Annotated in this window: 17 protein-coding genes; 1 reads left to right on the top strand and 16 read right to left on the bottom strand. The window is 67.6% G+C overall.

Annotated elements, in window-relative coordinates; genetic code table 11:
- Nucleotides 1-88: 88 nt before the first annotated feature.
- The 14 genes from ACWIHT_RS08420 to ACWIHT_RS08355 form a co-directional block, all read right to left on the bottom strand.
- Nucleotides 89-1006: a bifunctional DNA primase/polymerase gene (locus tag ACWIHT_RS08420; RefSeq protein WP_456165701.1), complete on the bottom strand. Its 918-nt coding sequence runs from the start codon at nt 1004-1006 to the stop codon at nt 89-91.
- A gap of 91 nt (nt 1007-1097) precedes the next feature.
- The gene (locus ACWIHT_RS08415) at nt 1098-1391 is read right to left on the bottom strand and encodes a hypothetical protein (protein ID WP_456165700.1); all 294 of its coding nucleotides are present in this window, start codon (nt 1389-1391) and stop codon (nt 1098-1100) included.
- A 10-nt stretch (nt 1392-1401) separates the two neighbouring features.
- On the bottom strand, nt 1402-1902 hold the full coding sequence (locus tag ACWIHT_RS08410; protein ID WP_456165698.1) for a hypothetical protein: 501 nt from the start codon (nt 1900-1902) through the stop codon (nt 1402-1404).
- Nucleotides 1903-2106: 204 nt separating this feature from the next.
- Nucleotides 2107-4239 (bottom strand): FtsK/SpoIIIE domain-containing protein, encoded by a 2133-nt coding sequence (locus tag ACWIHT_RS08405; RefSeq protein ID WP_456165696.1) that lies wholly within the window; start codon nt 4237-4239, stop codon nt 2107-2109.
- Between the two features lie 58 nt (nt 4240-4297).
- Entirely contained in the window at nt 4298-4534 is a 237-nt protein-coding gene (locus tag ACWIHT_RS08400; RefSeq protein WP_456165694.1) for a hypothetical protein, read from the bottom strand.
- A 65-nt stretch (nt 4535-4599) separates the two neighbouring features.
- A complete protein-coding gene (locus ACWIHT_RS08395) occupies nt 4600-4917 on the bottom strand; it encodes a hypothetical protein (RefSeq protein ID WP_456165693.1) in 318 nt (105 codons plus the stop codon).
- A 2-nt stretch (nt 4918-4919) separates the two neighbouring features.
- A complete protein-coding gene (locus ACWIHT_RS08390) occupies nt 4920-5318 on the bottom strand; it encodes an RRQRL motif-containing zinc-binding protein (protein ID WP_456165691.1) in 399 nt (132 codons plus the stop codon).
- A complete protein-coding gene (locus ACWIHT_RS08385) occupies nt 5318-5875 on the bottom strand; it encodes a DUF1643 domain-containing protein (RefSeq protein ID WP_456165689.1) in 558 nt (185 codons plus the stop codon). Before ACWIHT_RS08385 ends, ACWIHT_RS08390 begins: the two co-directional genes overlap by 1 nt.
- On the bottom strand, nt 5872-6783 hold the full coding sequence (locus tag ACWIHT_RS08380; RefSeq protein WP_456166031.1) for a DUF2637 domain-containing protein: 912 nt from the start codon (nt 6781-6783) through the stop codon (nt 5872-5874). The genes ACWIHT_RS08385 and ACWIHT_RS08380 overlap by 4 nt, the downstream gene beginning before the upstream one ends.
- Complete coding sequence (locus ACWIHT_RS08375) at nt 6780-7070, bottom strand: hypothetical protein (protein WP_456165687.1); 291 nt, start codon at nt 7068-7070, stop codon at nt 6780-6782. Before ACWIHT_RS08375 ends, ACWIHT_RS08380 begins: the two co-directional genes overlap by 4 nt.
- Complete coding sequence (locus ACWIHT_RS08370; RefSeq protein ID WP_456165685.1) at nt 7070-7333, bottom strand: hypothetical protein; 264 nt, start codon at nt 7331-7333, stop codon at nt 7070-7072. The genes ACWIHT_RS08375 and ACWIHT_RS08370 overlap by 1 nt, the downstream gene beginning before the upstream one ends.
- Nucleotides 7330-7599: a DUF6284 family protein gene (locus tag ACWIHT_RS08365; protein ID WP_456165683.1), complete on the bottom strand. Its 270-nt coding sequence runs from the start codon at nt 7597-7599 to the stop codon at nt 7330-7332. The genes ACWIHT_RS08370 and ACWIHT_RS08365 overlap by 4 nt, the downstream gene beginning before the upstream one ends.
- 105 nt (nt 7600-7704) lie before the next feature.
- The gene (locus ACWIHT_RS08360) at nt 7705-7863 is read right to left on the bottom strand and encodes a hypothetical protein (RefSeq protein ID WP_456165681.1); all 159 of its coding nucleotides are present in this window, start codon (nt 7861-7863) and stop codon (nt 7705-7707) included.
- Nucleotides 7864-8613: 750 nt separating this feature from the next.
- Nucleotides 8614-9330 (bottom strand): GntR family transcriptional regulator, encoded by a 717-nt coding sequence (locus ACWIHT_RS08355; protein WP_456165679.1) that lies wholly within the window; start codon nt 9328-9330, stop codon nt 8614-8616.
- Nucleotides 9331-9391: 61 nt separating this feature from the next.
- On the opposite strand from ACWIHT_RS08355, the gene ACWIHT_RS08350 reads away from it, so the two are divergent.
- The gene (locus tag ACWIHT_RS08350; protein ID WP_456166029.1) at nt 9392-10201 is read left to right on the top strand and encodes a class I SAM-dependent methyltransferase; all 810 of its coding nucleotides are present in this window, start codon (nt 9392-9394) and stop codon (nt 10199-10201) included.
- Between the two features lie 115 nt (nt 10202-10316).
- On the opposite strand, the gene ACWIHT_RS08345 is transcribed toward ACWIHT_RS08350, so the two are convergent.
- Together ACWIHT_RS08345 and ACWIHT_RS08340 are read right to left on the bottom strand one after the other, a co-directional pair.
- Complete coding sequence (locus tag ACWIHT_RS08345) at nt 10317-11366, bottom strand: LPO_1073/Vpar_1526 family protein (RefSeq protein ID WP_456165677.1); 1050 nt, start codon at nt 11364-11366, stop codon at nt 10317-10319.
- The gene (locus ACWIHT_RS08340; RefSeq protein WP_456165675.1) at nt 11367-11708 is read right to left on the bottom strand and encodes a hypothetical protein; all 342 of its coding nucleotides are present in this window, start codon (nt 11706-11708) and stop codon (nt 11367-11369) included. It lies immediately after the preceding gene.
- Nucleotides 11709-12014: the final 306 nt, after the last annotated feature.

Below are 12014 nucleotides of genomic sequence, written 5' to 3'. Positions count from 1 at the left end.
CCTAAGTCCTGTCGTGGTGAGGCGAGTTCGGCGGCCTGCGTCCGGTTCGCGGGGGGTTGGCCTTCCAAGGGGGAGGGTCGGGGGGCGTTCATGCCGCGTCCCGGGGCCGGGCTTTGCGGATGGAGCTGTCCAGGGCGCTGCGGATCGTGGCGCGGCACTCGGCAGCGGTGAGTCCGCGGGCTTCCCCCTCCCATTGGAAGGCGGCTTCCACCACGTACCGGGGGACGTCGCCCCATGCGACGAAGCGCCCCACTTTGAAGGCGGACCGGTTGAGTGTGGTGTTGCGCTGCTTGTCCGGTGCCGCGGACACGGCGGTGCACTCGGCTTCGAGTGCGGACAGGGCCGCGCGGCTCCCGTCGACCGCAGGGAGCCTCAGCGGGCCCGTAGGGCGCCCGGGGGAGGGTTTCAGGATGGTTTGCAGCCATTCGGGCACCGGGGCCGTTACAGGGCCGCTGATGGCTTCGTAGGCTCCGGCGGGGGTGATGCTGCCCGCGGCGACGACGTAGCCGCCCCATGCTCGGGTGTCGATCAACTCCCCGATGGTTCCTGCCGTGTTGGACAGTCGGAGTCCGGCGGGGGCGGTGAAGTACAGGTGCTGTCCGCCGCTCGCGGTCCGCACTCGGCAGGTGTCGGGGACGGCCTGCCCGGCGCGCTCGCAGAGCGCTGTAAAGGTTGCCGCGCCGTCAGGCGCGTCCGAACTGCCCTTGCCGCTCTTGCCGTTGGGCTTGGGCATGTCGAGGTCGACGACGAGCAGGCCGGAGGGTCCGGTGGCGATGCCGACGTTGAACGGGGCCCGCGACCAGGCCGCATGGATACGGTCGGGATCGGTGGTGGCGCGCTGCTCCCACTTGCGGTGCCCGTCCGTGCAGGCTCCGGTGCGGGGGCAGGCGGTCTCGCCGTGCAGGGCGGGGCGCTTGGTGCCGGGCCGGAGGGGGAAGACGTGCCAGCCGCGGGCGGCGGCTTCCAGTGCTGCGTGGAGCAGCGCGGACCGGGGGTCATGGGTCATGCTGGATGTCTCCAGTTCCCTGGCAGGTGACTGGCTGACAAGGGCGGCCCCGTGATCTTTGACGAGATGAGGGGGGCCGCCCTTGGCGCAGCTAGAAGGGCGGTTCGTTGCTGTAGCCGTCAGGGGCCCACGGGTCGCGGCCGTCGGGTCGGCGGCGCAGCAGGCGGGGACGTCGGGGCAGGGGCAGCAGGACCATGCGGCGGGTGTCGTTCCAGCAGGGGCAGGGTTCCGAGTCGGTGCCGTCGTACTCGCCGGTCTCGGGGTCGCCGTAGTCGAACTCGATGGCGCCCTCGCCCTGGCAGTCGGGACAGTGGGGGTCGGGGGTGTCGGTCAGAGCCAGGGCCCGGCGGGGCCAGCCGATGACCTTGAGACGGAGTCGCATCACAGGGGGGCTCCTACCGGCTGCGGTGGTCGTTGTGGGTGCGGGCGAAGAGTCCGCGCGTGTGGGTGGTCGTGTGTTCCTGCGTGATGGGGCCGCTGTAGTGGTGGTGATGGGTGGCGGGTACGGCCTCGCCCGTGCGGCGCATGAGGCGGGCGAGGGCGAGAAGTAGGGCGGTGGGTGCCCCGAAGACCAGGCCGCACACGAGCGGGTCGGCGTACTGGGAGACGTACATGAGGACGGCCGCGGTGCCGCCGACCATCGTGGTTGCGGTGGCCCCGGCGAGCATGAGGACGCTGGCGTCGGTGGCGCCCTGGCTCATCGGGGGCCGTCCGGGCTGCGCGACGGGAGGGGCGTCGCCGCGGGCCGGGACGGGGCTGGTGTCGCGGTAGGCGGTCGGCGTCTCGGGGGCGGGCCGGTAGGCGTCGGCGATGAGCCGGGCGGCCTCAACGGCCGCGTCGGTGTCGCTCATCACGGCGTCCGGCGGGGTGGTGCCGGGGGTGGTGTCGGGGTGCATGCGGAATCCCTTCCAAACATGGCTCAGGGAGGCAGGCACACCCCCGTGCCGGGGGCATGTGGAGGGGGGTTTCGGGGACTGGCCTGCGGGTCCTCCCTGCCTCCCTGACTGATCATCAGTGCAGGTCAGTGGCAGGGAGGCGAGTCAGGGAGGGAGTCAGGGACTTCTCCCTGACTCCCTGCCCCGGGCGGGTGTGGCTCCCTGTCATCCGTCGGCGGAAGCGGAACCCTCGCCGGGGATGTAGGCGTCGCGGTCGGCGAGGGCGCGCAGGACGCGGTCACGGCCCACGACCATGCGGCCGTCCGACTTGTAGGGCTCGGCTCCGGTGCCCTCAAGAACGCGCTTGAGGTCGAGGAAGGACCACTTGCCGTAGGCGTCCGCGTTCAGCGCGGCGAGCCGCTTCAGCACGTCCTGAGTCAGCACCCGAGAGGCGTCACCGACCACCGACGCGATGTCCGCGAGCGGGTCACGGTCCTCGCCCCGCTCGATCACGGTCAGCGTGCTGACCCCGTCGCGCAGGGCTTTCGCCCGCTCGGTGATGGCCACGGCCGCGTCGTCGTCCACGTAGTGGGTGCGCACGGTCAGGGACGACTGGCCCTTGGGGATGTCGATCCCGGAGGACGCGACGACCAGGGTTCCCTGGTCCAGGCCGGGGCGCAGCAGGTTCGGCGCGGCGCCGCCGTCGACGGCCTTGTCCCCCAGCGCCATCCGGGCCTGCGATTCGGTGCCCAGTGCGAGCGAAGCGCGGGTGTGGGCGCCCTCGCGGACGAGTTTGGGGAGGTTCTGGTCGGTGGGGTCCTGGGTGCCCTGCCACATCAGCACGTTCACGGCACGGCCCTGGTTGTGGATCTTGCGGACGGCCATGAAGTAGCGGGAGGTGGCCTTCGATCCGCCGTAATAGCGGCCGTCCTCGTCCTTGAGCGGGCACATGAACGCCACCTGCGCCTCGTCCACCAGCACAATCAGCGCGGGGAACACCGTGCCGGGCGCAGCCATCAGGCGCCGGTTCATCTCGTCCACGGCGCCTTCGACCATCTCGGTCACCTGGATGACGTGCTCGTCGGTCGGCCCCTGGATGAGGGTGTCGGCGAGGCCGTCGAACATGTTCCAGTCGCCGACGCCCTTGAGGTCGCCCATCAGGAACCGCACCGACTTGTCCAGTGCGAGCCACAGGGCGAGGGAGCGCAGGGCGACGGTCTTGCCCTGGTTCGACAACCCCGTGATCAGGAGGTGGCGCTGGTACAGCGACAGCGCGGCGGCATCGCCGCGCAGGTCCTGGCCCCAGGGGGCGCGGCCCTTGGCGTAGTCGGCGGTCATCGTCTCGTCGGTGACCAGGGGAGACGGGCCGATCGGCTCGTCCAGCGCCCCCGAGTCGGCGACCCACAGGCGGACCGTACGGGCGGCTTCGGGGATGGTGATGAACACCTCGTGCTCGTGCCGCGACAGGTTCTCCGCGAGCTTGCGGCGGCGTTGCTGGACCTCGATCGTGGAGACCCCGGAGGGCAGGGTGACGTCGACCTCGACTCCGCACCCGGCGATCCGGATCGGTCCCAGCATCGAGGCGCCGGCGTCGCCCATGTCCTTGATGGCGTTGCGCAGCGCGGGCACCCCGAGGTCGCGCAGTGCCTTGACCACGATCGACGGGGTGATCGGCTCGCCCTCCCCGGTGCGGGCGCCTGCGGGAAGCGCCCAGGCCGGGGCGGCCTGGCGCTTGCTGCCCACGCTCCACAGGGCGAGCAGCGTGAACAGCGGACCGAGGACGATGGCGGTGGGCCAGACGAGTTGCACGATCCGGATCAGGGTGGCGATGAACTCGACTGTGGCTTTGAGCGGGGTGATCACGTCGCGGACGTCGTGGTTGTTGATGGCCATCACGATGCCGAGCGCGACCAGGGCCCCGACGCTCATGGCGGCGCCGACCCCGACGCCCTTGGCCGCTTCGACCGGGGAGTGCAGGAGGTCCATGCGGCGGTGGTGGCGGGCCTGGCGGAAGCGCTGCAACCGGTCCTCCCACTCCTCGGCCGCTTCCAGGTTCCCGGCGGCTTCCGCCGTGCGCATCATGCGTTCGTAGCGGGCCCCGGTCTTGCCGTCCCAGGTGCGGCGGACGATGATCCGGCCGCCGTTGAAGGTGTAGAGGCTGTGGCGGGCGATGGCGCGGGCGGCGGACGTGGTGTTCTCGTGCGTGACCACGGTCTTCACGGCCCGCCCGGAGCGCACCCACAACGGGACCAGGGGCGGGGGCGGGGCGTCGGGGACCACGGTCAGCACCGTGGGTGCCACCTCCGGCACGGCGTCGGCCGGGGGATTCTTGACGAGTCGTACGACGTTCTCGGACATGCGGGAACTGCTCCTGACTGCCCTGGTGGGGGCGGGAGTTCGGGGAAGAGTGAGGGAGTCAGCGTTGGTGCCGGGTGCGGTTCTCGGCACGGCTGAGCTGGGACGGCTCGCTGCGGGGGCCGTCGAACCAGCAGAACGGGCGGGTCGTGTCGGCGGCTGTGAACACGCGGATCGCCGCACCTGCGGGGGCATCCGGGAGGGCGTGGACGCGGCCCCGGTCCAGGGAGGCGAGGAGGCGGGCGCCGTGGTGCTCGCATCCGTCCGCGCTGGCGCCCGCCGCGTCCAGCACGGTCACTGCGGGCGGTCCGTCACAGGGGGTGGGGTCCTGCGGGTGGGCGGCGGGGCAACGGCGGTCCCTGCTCACCACCACCCCGACGCCTTCTTCGCGGCCTTGGCGCGGGCGGCTTCGGTGATCAGTCGCAGCTTCTCGGCGTTGAGGGCGGTCAGTTCGGCGTTCAGGCGGGCGGTGACCGAGGAGTCGATCGACTCCATCCGGTTCTCGGCTCCGGTGGTGCTGCGCCCGCGGTGGACGCTGTGGGCGCCGCTGGCCAGGGCGCGTGTCATGGCGAGGCGTTCACGGGCGGTCAGGGGCCACCACTCGCCCCGCTGCACGGCTTCCAGCTTCTTCTGAACCTTCTCGATCGCGCGCTCAAGGCGGCGGATATCGGACCTCGACATGCTCAACTCCCGTCCTGTGTCGGGGTGTTGGTGGGGTAGGCGCACAGCACGCAGCAGCCGAGCGAGCGGGGCATGCAGTAGCTGTAGGTGACCTGGCAGAGGGGGCACGTTTGGCGGGCGAGCATCGCGAGGGCGAGGGCGCCCCACTTCCGCGAGGTCATCGGCCGTACCGGCAGCGCGAGGTCGATCCGGTAGAGGTAGGCGACGCGGACCGTGTCGGCACGGCGGTTGATGCGCATGACCTGCGCCGCTATCGGCTGACCTCCCGGACGCAGGCCACGGGCCCGCAGTTGGCGGCGGGTGGCGTACTGCTCGTCGCTGGGGGCGTACTTCCAGGGGAAGGTGGGGATGCCGTAGCGGGCGCCGTTGGGGTCGAAGCACTTGCCGAACGCGGCGGACATCAGGCGGCCTTGGTGCGGTCGACCCACGGTTGCGGGGTGAGCGTGGTTTTCAGGTACAGCGGGTGCTTCGGCTGGCCCGACTTGGTTACCGCGAGTGCCGTCAGCCGGTCCATTCCCGGCAGGGCAAGGACGGCTGCTATCCGGTCCGGCTTGGCGTTGACACCCCATGCTCCGACCAGTGGACCGCCCGAGTCGGCGGCGGCCTTGGCGGCGGCGCGCAGGTGGGTGTCGTTGTCCGGGCCGACCGGATCGTCAACGGTCCACAGGTCGTTCGGGTCGGTGGCCCGCCAGGCGTACAGGTTGACGACGAGCAGCGATCCCGCGCCCATGTGCCGGGCGAACCCGTTCGGGCCGGCCAGGCGGCGGATGGTGGCGTCGTCTTTCAGGCCGTCTGCCGTGGAGGGGTTGAGCATGACGAACACGGCGGTCGGGCCGTCGCCCCACGTGCGGCTGAGCCGGTAGCGGTACCGCTCGCAGTGGGACAGCACAGCGGACCCGAGAACGGCAGGGGGCAGCGTCGGCTCAGAGCCGAAGAACGTGAGCTGCTGCCCGTTCATGCCGCTGCCCGTTCAGCGAGCAGGGTGTCGCGCAGCATCCGGGCATTGGCCGGCGATGTGCGGATCGCGCGGCGGATCCCTTCGGCGGTGACCTTCGCGTCCGGCAGACCGGCCGTCGCGGTGCGGGCCTCATCGAGCAACTGCGCCTGTGTCCGCTTCGGTTGGGCCGACCGGGCCACGGCCGGGACACGGCCGGTCGCCCCGCGCGGGCGGGTCGACGTCGCCGCGACCGTGACCGTGCGCTTCGGAGCCGATCCGGTCGGGTTGACCGGGGTCGATCCGAGGGCGGGTACGGGCTTGAGCGGGAGAGCCGATTTCAGGAACCCGACGGCGACCGGATCGGGCGTTGGTACCGGGTTCGCCACAGCGGGCGGGATGATCGGCGCGGGGGTCGATTCGGGCAGGTCAGCCGTAGACCGTTTCATTATGGTCTCGGTAGATTCCTCCGCATTCGCGACCGGGGCCGGAATCGGGGCGGGCTGGTGGTGCAGCACCTTCGCCACCAGATCGGAGCCGAAGTAGATCGACCCGACCGGAAGCGACGTCGCCAGCAGCACCAGGGCCCAGTTGGCAGGGTCCCAGTCGGCGAGGCGTCCCCAGTCGACCGTGGCGCCGTGCAGGGCGGGGACCAGGCCGTGGACGTAGTTGAGGACCAGGGAGGCGGCGGTGTAGGTGCCCAGCACCTTCAGCGCGAACTTCCGGTCGTCGCCGACCAGGACGAGGGTGGCGACGAGGGCGAGGGCCATCAGGCCGTCGACCACGAACGGGTAGAGGGTGGCAGCGGTGTGGTCCGCGCCGATCGCGTTGGCGATGTCCCGCAGCGCGTTCCACGACACCCGGAACGCCATTCCGACCACACCGACCAGGGCGAGGACGAGGGCGGCGCGGCCTGTGCGGTTGAGGTTCACCACAGCCACCCCCGCTTCTTCTCCTTCGGGGCGGCGGTCTTCTCCATGCGGTCCGCCGTGGCCCGCAGGCCATCGCGGCGGCCCCGCTGGCGGTCCGCCTCACGCTGCGCGCCCCGCGCCTTGCCCGGGTCGCTGTAGTCGCGCCCCGGACGCCCGTACACGTCGGCGGTCATCTGGTGCTTCTGCGCTTCCTGGTCAGCGGCGTGAGCCATCCGGCGCAGTGCGGGAGCCTGCCGGGCCGCGTACTGCTGCTCCGGGGTCTGCATGTCCTTGAACCGGCGGGCCATCACGCACCCCCGACCGCGTTGACGTGGCGGTAGGTGGTCGGTGGCTTCGTCGCCAGCCGCTTGCGCAGGTAGTCGGTGTGCCAGCCGAGCCCCCAGCCGGAGGCCGGCGGCTCACCGAGCGCCCCGGTCAGAGCAACGACCGCGTCCAGCACGCGGTCTTCCAGCAGGAGCCGGAACGCTTCGTGATCGCCGTAGGGGGCAGGTGAGGGAATGTCGATGGCCGCCAGGACGGCAGCGAGGAACGCGCGGGTGTCGTCGTTCATGCCCCCACCTCCGGCAGCGTTGCGGCCGGGGTGCGGTTGGCGTGCTCGCGGCGGGCGGTGAGCAGGCGGCGCGTGGCCCGGCGGATGCGCTGGGAGTCCAGCTCGCTGGGGGTGCGGTCCAGGGTGATGATCTGCGCGTCCAGCAGGTCGACGTCCGCCAGGATGACGGGCATCTCCCGCTCAATCGCGGTCAGCTCAGCGGCTGTTGGCTCACGCCAGTCGGCGAACGCGGTAACAGCGTCCTGAAGTGTGACGATGTTGCTCATTGGGTCGTGGTCTCCCTAGAAGGTGCAACGGCCCGAACAGCACCCCCGGAGTTCCAGCTCCGGGGGTGCGCGCCGTTGAGTGATGGGGCAGTGCTCGAACGTGGGCTACCTGGCCTTGCGCCGGGCGACGTGCTGGTTGCCCATCTGCTGGGCGCTGGAGTAGCTGTTGGTTTCCCAGCCCCGGGCGCCGCACGAGCAGACGTACTGCAACTTGCGGCCACCCCGGGCGGCCATGATGGTGAAGCGGTGGCTGCTGCCGGACATGCGGACTCCTGACGTGTCGAGTGAACGGTTCCGGTGGATCGGGTGCGCGCCCCGGGCGGGAGTCGACCCCGCGCCCTCACGGCTGGATGCCGGGGCGATGGTTCAGCAGGCGCTCACCCACAGGTAGGGGTGCGGCCCGCGGGGACGCTGCGGGAGCGGTTCCTTCGTCTTGTCGTGCTCGGAGTCGGCCATCAACGGCCGCCCCGTACACGGGCGTTGTCCGCGCTGCGCTTGTTCGCCTCGCCGTTCTTGCGGGCCAGTTCCGCCCGCTCCGCGTCTGTCAGACTGGTGATCACAGGTGCCTCCAACTCAGGTGCCTGTACGCGGTCCCTCGGGTGGCATCCCGGGGGACCGCACTCGTGTGGAACCCCTCCGGCTCCCCTCAGCGCTGCTCGTACGAGACGAGCAGCGGAGGCAACCGGCCACAGCGGATGAGCTGCGGAAAGTCGGGTTGCGCTGTACCGCGCACGGGACAGGACCCGCGCACGTCGCCCTCTTGCTTGCAGAGGTGGGGCGACTACCTCAAGCACACTGTTGAGTTCTCAATCAATTCGCGCTCACTTCGTACTCACCCTTGCGGGCTTTCCTCCGGGCACATCCATAGACTGGACCGGTGGACCGGTCCAGTCAAGCGCCAACTCGCCACCCCACACAGCGAACTGACTATCCGTGCAGTTCAGAGGCACAAAAAGAAAGAAAAAAGCTGGACCGGCGGACCGGTCCAGCTTCCTCAAACGTCACTCTGGCCTACTACATCTCATAGCTCTCTACCTGTTCGAAGTGAGGGGAGGGCGTGACACCTTCCTCGCACACGAGCGGGCGGCCCTCTTGGTCGTAGGCGGTGTGCAGAACCACAGCAACCGCCGTTGCGCCGGACAGACCCAGATGGTGGATTTCGGATTCGGTCGCCAGGCGGACCGTTGTCACATCTACCCCTTCCGCAGGGAAACGGCCGGTCTGACGACGGACGTATCGAGTTGTCCCTTCCGGAATAGGTGCGGTCTGCGCGAGCCGGGGGGAAGCCTCCGCAATCTCGGGAGGGAACCACGCTTCGGCATAGCTGTGCGGGCTCCCGTCAGGGAGTTGGTGAATCCGGATACGCCGCAGCGTCGTCACACCCGAGTCCATGCCCAGGACTGCGGCCACCCGCGCGGGCGGCTCTGCCCAATCCGGCTCACCGACACGCAGGAAGGGCATGCCGCCGACGACACGAGCGGAGCCCGCTCGCCGGGCACCCGCCGGGCGTGCAACGGGCGTCTGCGTCACCACGAAGCCCGTACCTTGCTTAGCCACGACAACGCCGTCGTTCCGCAGCACGTCCATCGCTTTGATAGCGGTGGCACGAGAGACTGACCACTGTTCTGCCAGGTCACGCCCGGATGGCACGGTCTCGCCTGGCGCGAACTCGCCAGCGGCGATGCGGGCGCGAAGCGACTCCGCAATCTCCTCGTACTTCAGTAGCGCCATGACTGCCTCTCTTGCCGTCCCCTTGCTGGACTGGTCCACCGGTACACAGCATACTGCCGATATGTCGAATCTCGGATTGGCTCCTTCCGTTCTGCGCTTCTACGGCGAGACCGTGGACGAGAGCAGGCGCCTGCATCGCTCAGCGGACGGCCGTCTTGAGCTGGTCCGAACCAAGGAGCTTCTACGCCGGTTCCTTCCGCCGGCGCCCGCGAGTGTGCTGGACGTCGGAGGTGGGACCGGCGTGCATGCAGAGTGGTTGGTCAAGGACGGATACACAGTCTCCTTGGTGGACCCCATCCCCCGCCACGTTGAGCAGGCAACCGCCATCTGCGCAGCGTCACTTGGAGACGCACGGGCGCTAGATGCGAGCGACGACAGCTACGACGCGGTTCAGCTACTCGGCCCGCTCTATCACCTGCCCGATGCCGCTGACCGCCAGCGGGCGCTCGCCGAAGCGCGGCGTGTGGTCAAGCCTGGTGGGCTTGTAGCTGCGGCAGCGATCAACCGCTACGCATCCCTTTTCGAGCACGTCGCGTACGCACACCTGCACACCGAGCGCATGCATGAGCCGGTATCCAAGATTCTCCGCACCGCAGTGCATGAGGGGACCCACTTCACCCTGGCCTACTTCCATCGGGCAGAAGAACTTGCCGAGGAGCTTCGCCAGGCAGGGCTTACGCAGGTGGAAGTATTCGGGATCGAGGGCCCGGCATGGTCACTCGTCAAGGCTGTCGAACAGCAACCTGGCGAGGGACCCACCGACGATCTGATCGCCTCCGCCATTGCCGCCGCCCGGATGGCTGAGCCCTATCCGGAGTTGCTCGCTGCCAGCTCACATCTGCTCGCGGTGGGGTATACCCCGATCACGTAAATGACCCGCTTTGCGACCCGAACCGCACCCTCACTTCCCTCTACGACAAAAGTTGACCACGCAGGGAAGCACATCATCAACTGACTGGCGCGGTTGAAGATCCCATACCGTCACCTTAATTGATCCACGCATCGATCTCTGCACTGAATAGATCCCCCGCGACCCTTTTGAAATTGGCGTGCCCGATGGCAATCCCCGTAAGAGATACATTGAGAGTTTCGAGACCTACTATCGACCATTTTTCGATCACGCGGGAGAGACTGGGGACCTCTCTCACAAGTAGATCGAAAATCGCCTCATCGGGCAACGGATACGACGACATGAGGTTCACTAGGGATTCACGATCAAGGCCTGACGCCAGAGCCAATGCGCGCGCCTGATCTTTCGTTATAGCGTTTACACGGATCATCTCGGGGTCATGCAGGCTCGGCACAAATAGATCATCAGGACTTGAAGCCTTCTCCAGGATTTCCACCACAGCCGGAGTTTCCTCCCTGAGCATGCCTTTATGAAAGTATCCTGGATATTTTTCCCTCATCGCCAAGGGCCAACTAACCGACCCCATAGTTTGCACAGCACACCCAGTCGCCTCCAAGTACTGGGCATCAGACTCAGTAAAACTCGCGAAGCTCCCGGCGAGGGGCTCAATCAGATCCTTCATATCCCGGAAGAACTCTGGGATATCCAGCGGCGTAGTTTGAACCCTCCTGAGAAAAAAGAGAACAGACAGTGCATCGAGATGCTTCGGCGCCAGCTTCTGAGCCGCATCAATGGCCTCATTGAGCGCCAGTTGGCGGACATCTCTCCTGGTTTCCGAAGTGCGCTGCACTAGCATCTCTACAAGAATCTCTCCAAGATCCGTGTCACCCGACTTCGCGTAACCTTCTTCAGCAGCCAGAATTGCAGACTGAATGCCAGGGTCACTCAAATTCTCGACGGCTAACGGATTTCTCTCCATGAGAGATTTGAGATAATTGAAAGCGAACTCCTCAAATCGCCCTTTCGCAATTGCGTAAGCCTCCTGAGAATGGGTAGCAAACTTCTCCTCTATGAGCCTAAGGCAAATATGCTCCGCATCCGCGACGCTAATGCCGTAGTTATTATTCACAGTATCAGCCTGGACAAGCTGCGAATTATTTCCCGCCTTCTGGCGAAGCCAGGTCAACTAGCGGCCCCCCAGCGTATTACTGTCGCCAATATTCACGTCACCGGCGGACTGAATGTTGGTTGAATTATTCCCACTACTCTGAGTCATTTGGACATTTCCAGTCCGCGAAGCTCGATGCGCCGAGCCCGCCTGAGTGATGGAGTAGATTGAAGTAGCCAATCCAGCGATAGAAACAAACAGGCCGATAATTCCAGCAAGTTCACTGGCTTGATCCATTCCGACCTTGATGAAGTAGATGCCGAGCCCAACCGAGACCAGCCCACACAGGGCTGCCGCGATCCACAGCCACATTCGACGTTGCGGTGTCATGCAGATCACGATGCCTTCACCCAGGCTCACGAGTCACAGCACCGACAGAACCGTCACCAACCCGTGAACAACCAATGACAAGGCGGTCACTCGCGCCCGGGTTGATCGGTCCTGCCCTGCAACAACGATGCTGCCCAACCACCGCGCTCCCGGCCAACGCTGGCTCCCCTCGGGCCGTCTGCGGGCCGTCCGAGGGGAGCCAGCAACGACCAACGACGACCCAGGACAACCGCCCTGGCGCAGGTCCCCGGTGGCATGCAGGCCGATGCCGCACCCCACCGAAGGGGCGGTTCAATACATGCGCTACTGAGCACCACGAGACGCCCGCACACGCCC

The sequence above is a fragment of the Streptomyces sp. NPDC002276 genome (assembly GCF_053891435.1).
Note: the sequence above shows the minus strand (reverse complement) of the source record. Positions and strands in the feature narration are given on the sequence as shown.

What these genes read in the sequence shown, in the direction of transcription:
- ACWIHT_RS08420 (WP_456165701.1), bottom strand. Translation starts at nt 1,006, where the DNA reads ATGACCCATGACCCCCGGTCCGCGCTGCTCCACGCAGCACTGGAAGCC.
- ACWIHT_RS08410 (WP_456165698.1), bottom strand. Translation starts at nt 1,902, where the DNA reads ATGCACCCCGACACCACCCCCGGCACCACCCCGCCGGACGCCGTGATG.
- ACWIHT_RS08405 (WP_456165696.1), bottom strand. Translation starts at nt 4,239, where the DNA reads ATGTCCGAGAACGTCGTACGACTCGTCAAGAATCCCCCGGCCGACGCC.
- ACWIHT_RS08395 (WP_456165693.1), bottom strand. Translation starts at nt 4,917, where the DNA reads ATGTCGAGGTCCGATATCCGCCGCCTTGAGCGCGCGATCGAGAAGGTT.
- ACWIHT_RS08390 (WP_456165691.1), bottom strand. Translation starts at nt 5,318, where the DNA reads ATGTCCGCCGCGTTCGGCAAGTGCTTCGACCCCAACGGCGCCCGCTAC.
- ACWIHT_RS08385 (WP_456165689.1), bottom strand. Translation starts at nt 5,875, where the DNA reads ATGAACGGGCAGCAGCTCACGTTCTTCGGCTCTGAGCCGACGCTGCCC.
- ACWIHT_RS08375 (WP_456165687.1), bottom strand. Translation starts at nt 7,070, where the DNA reads ATGGCCCGCCGGTTCAAGGACATGCAGACCCCGGAGCAGCAGTACGCG.
- ACWIHT_RS08370 (WP_456165685.1), bottom strand. Translation starts at nt 7,333, where the DNA reads ATGAACGACGACACCCGCGCGTTCCTCGCTGCCGTCCTGGCGGCCATC.
- ACWIHT_RS08365 (WP_456165683.1), bottom strand. Translation starts at nt 7,599, where the DNA reads ATGAGCAACATCGTCACACTTCAGGACGCTGTTACCGCGTTCGCCGAC.
- ACWIHT_RS08360 (WP_456165681.1), bottom strand. Translation starts at nt 7,863, where the DNA reads ATGTCCGGCAGCAGCCACCGCTTCACCATCATGGCCGCCCGGGGTGGC.
- ACWIHT_RS08355 (WP_456165679.1), bottom strand. Translation starts at nt 9,330, where the DNA reads ATGGCGCTACTGAAGTACGAGGAGATTGCGGAGTCGCTTCGCGCCCGC.
- ACWIHT_RS08350 (WP_456166029.1), top strand. Translation starts at nt 9,392, where the DNA reads ATGTCGAATCTCGGATTGGCTCCTTCCGTTCTGCGCTTCTACGGCGAG.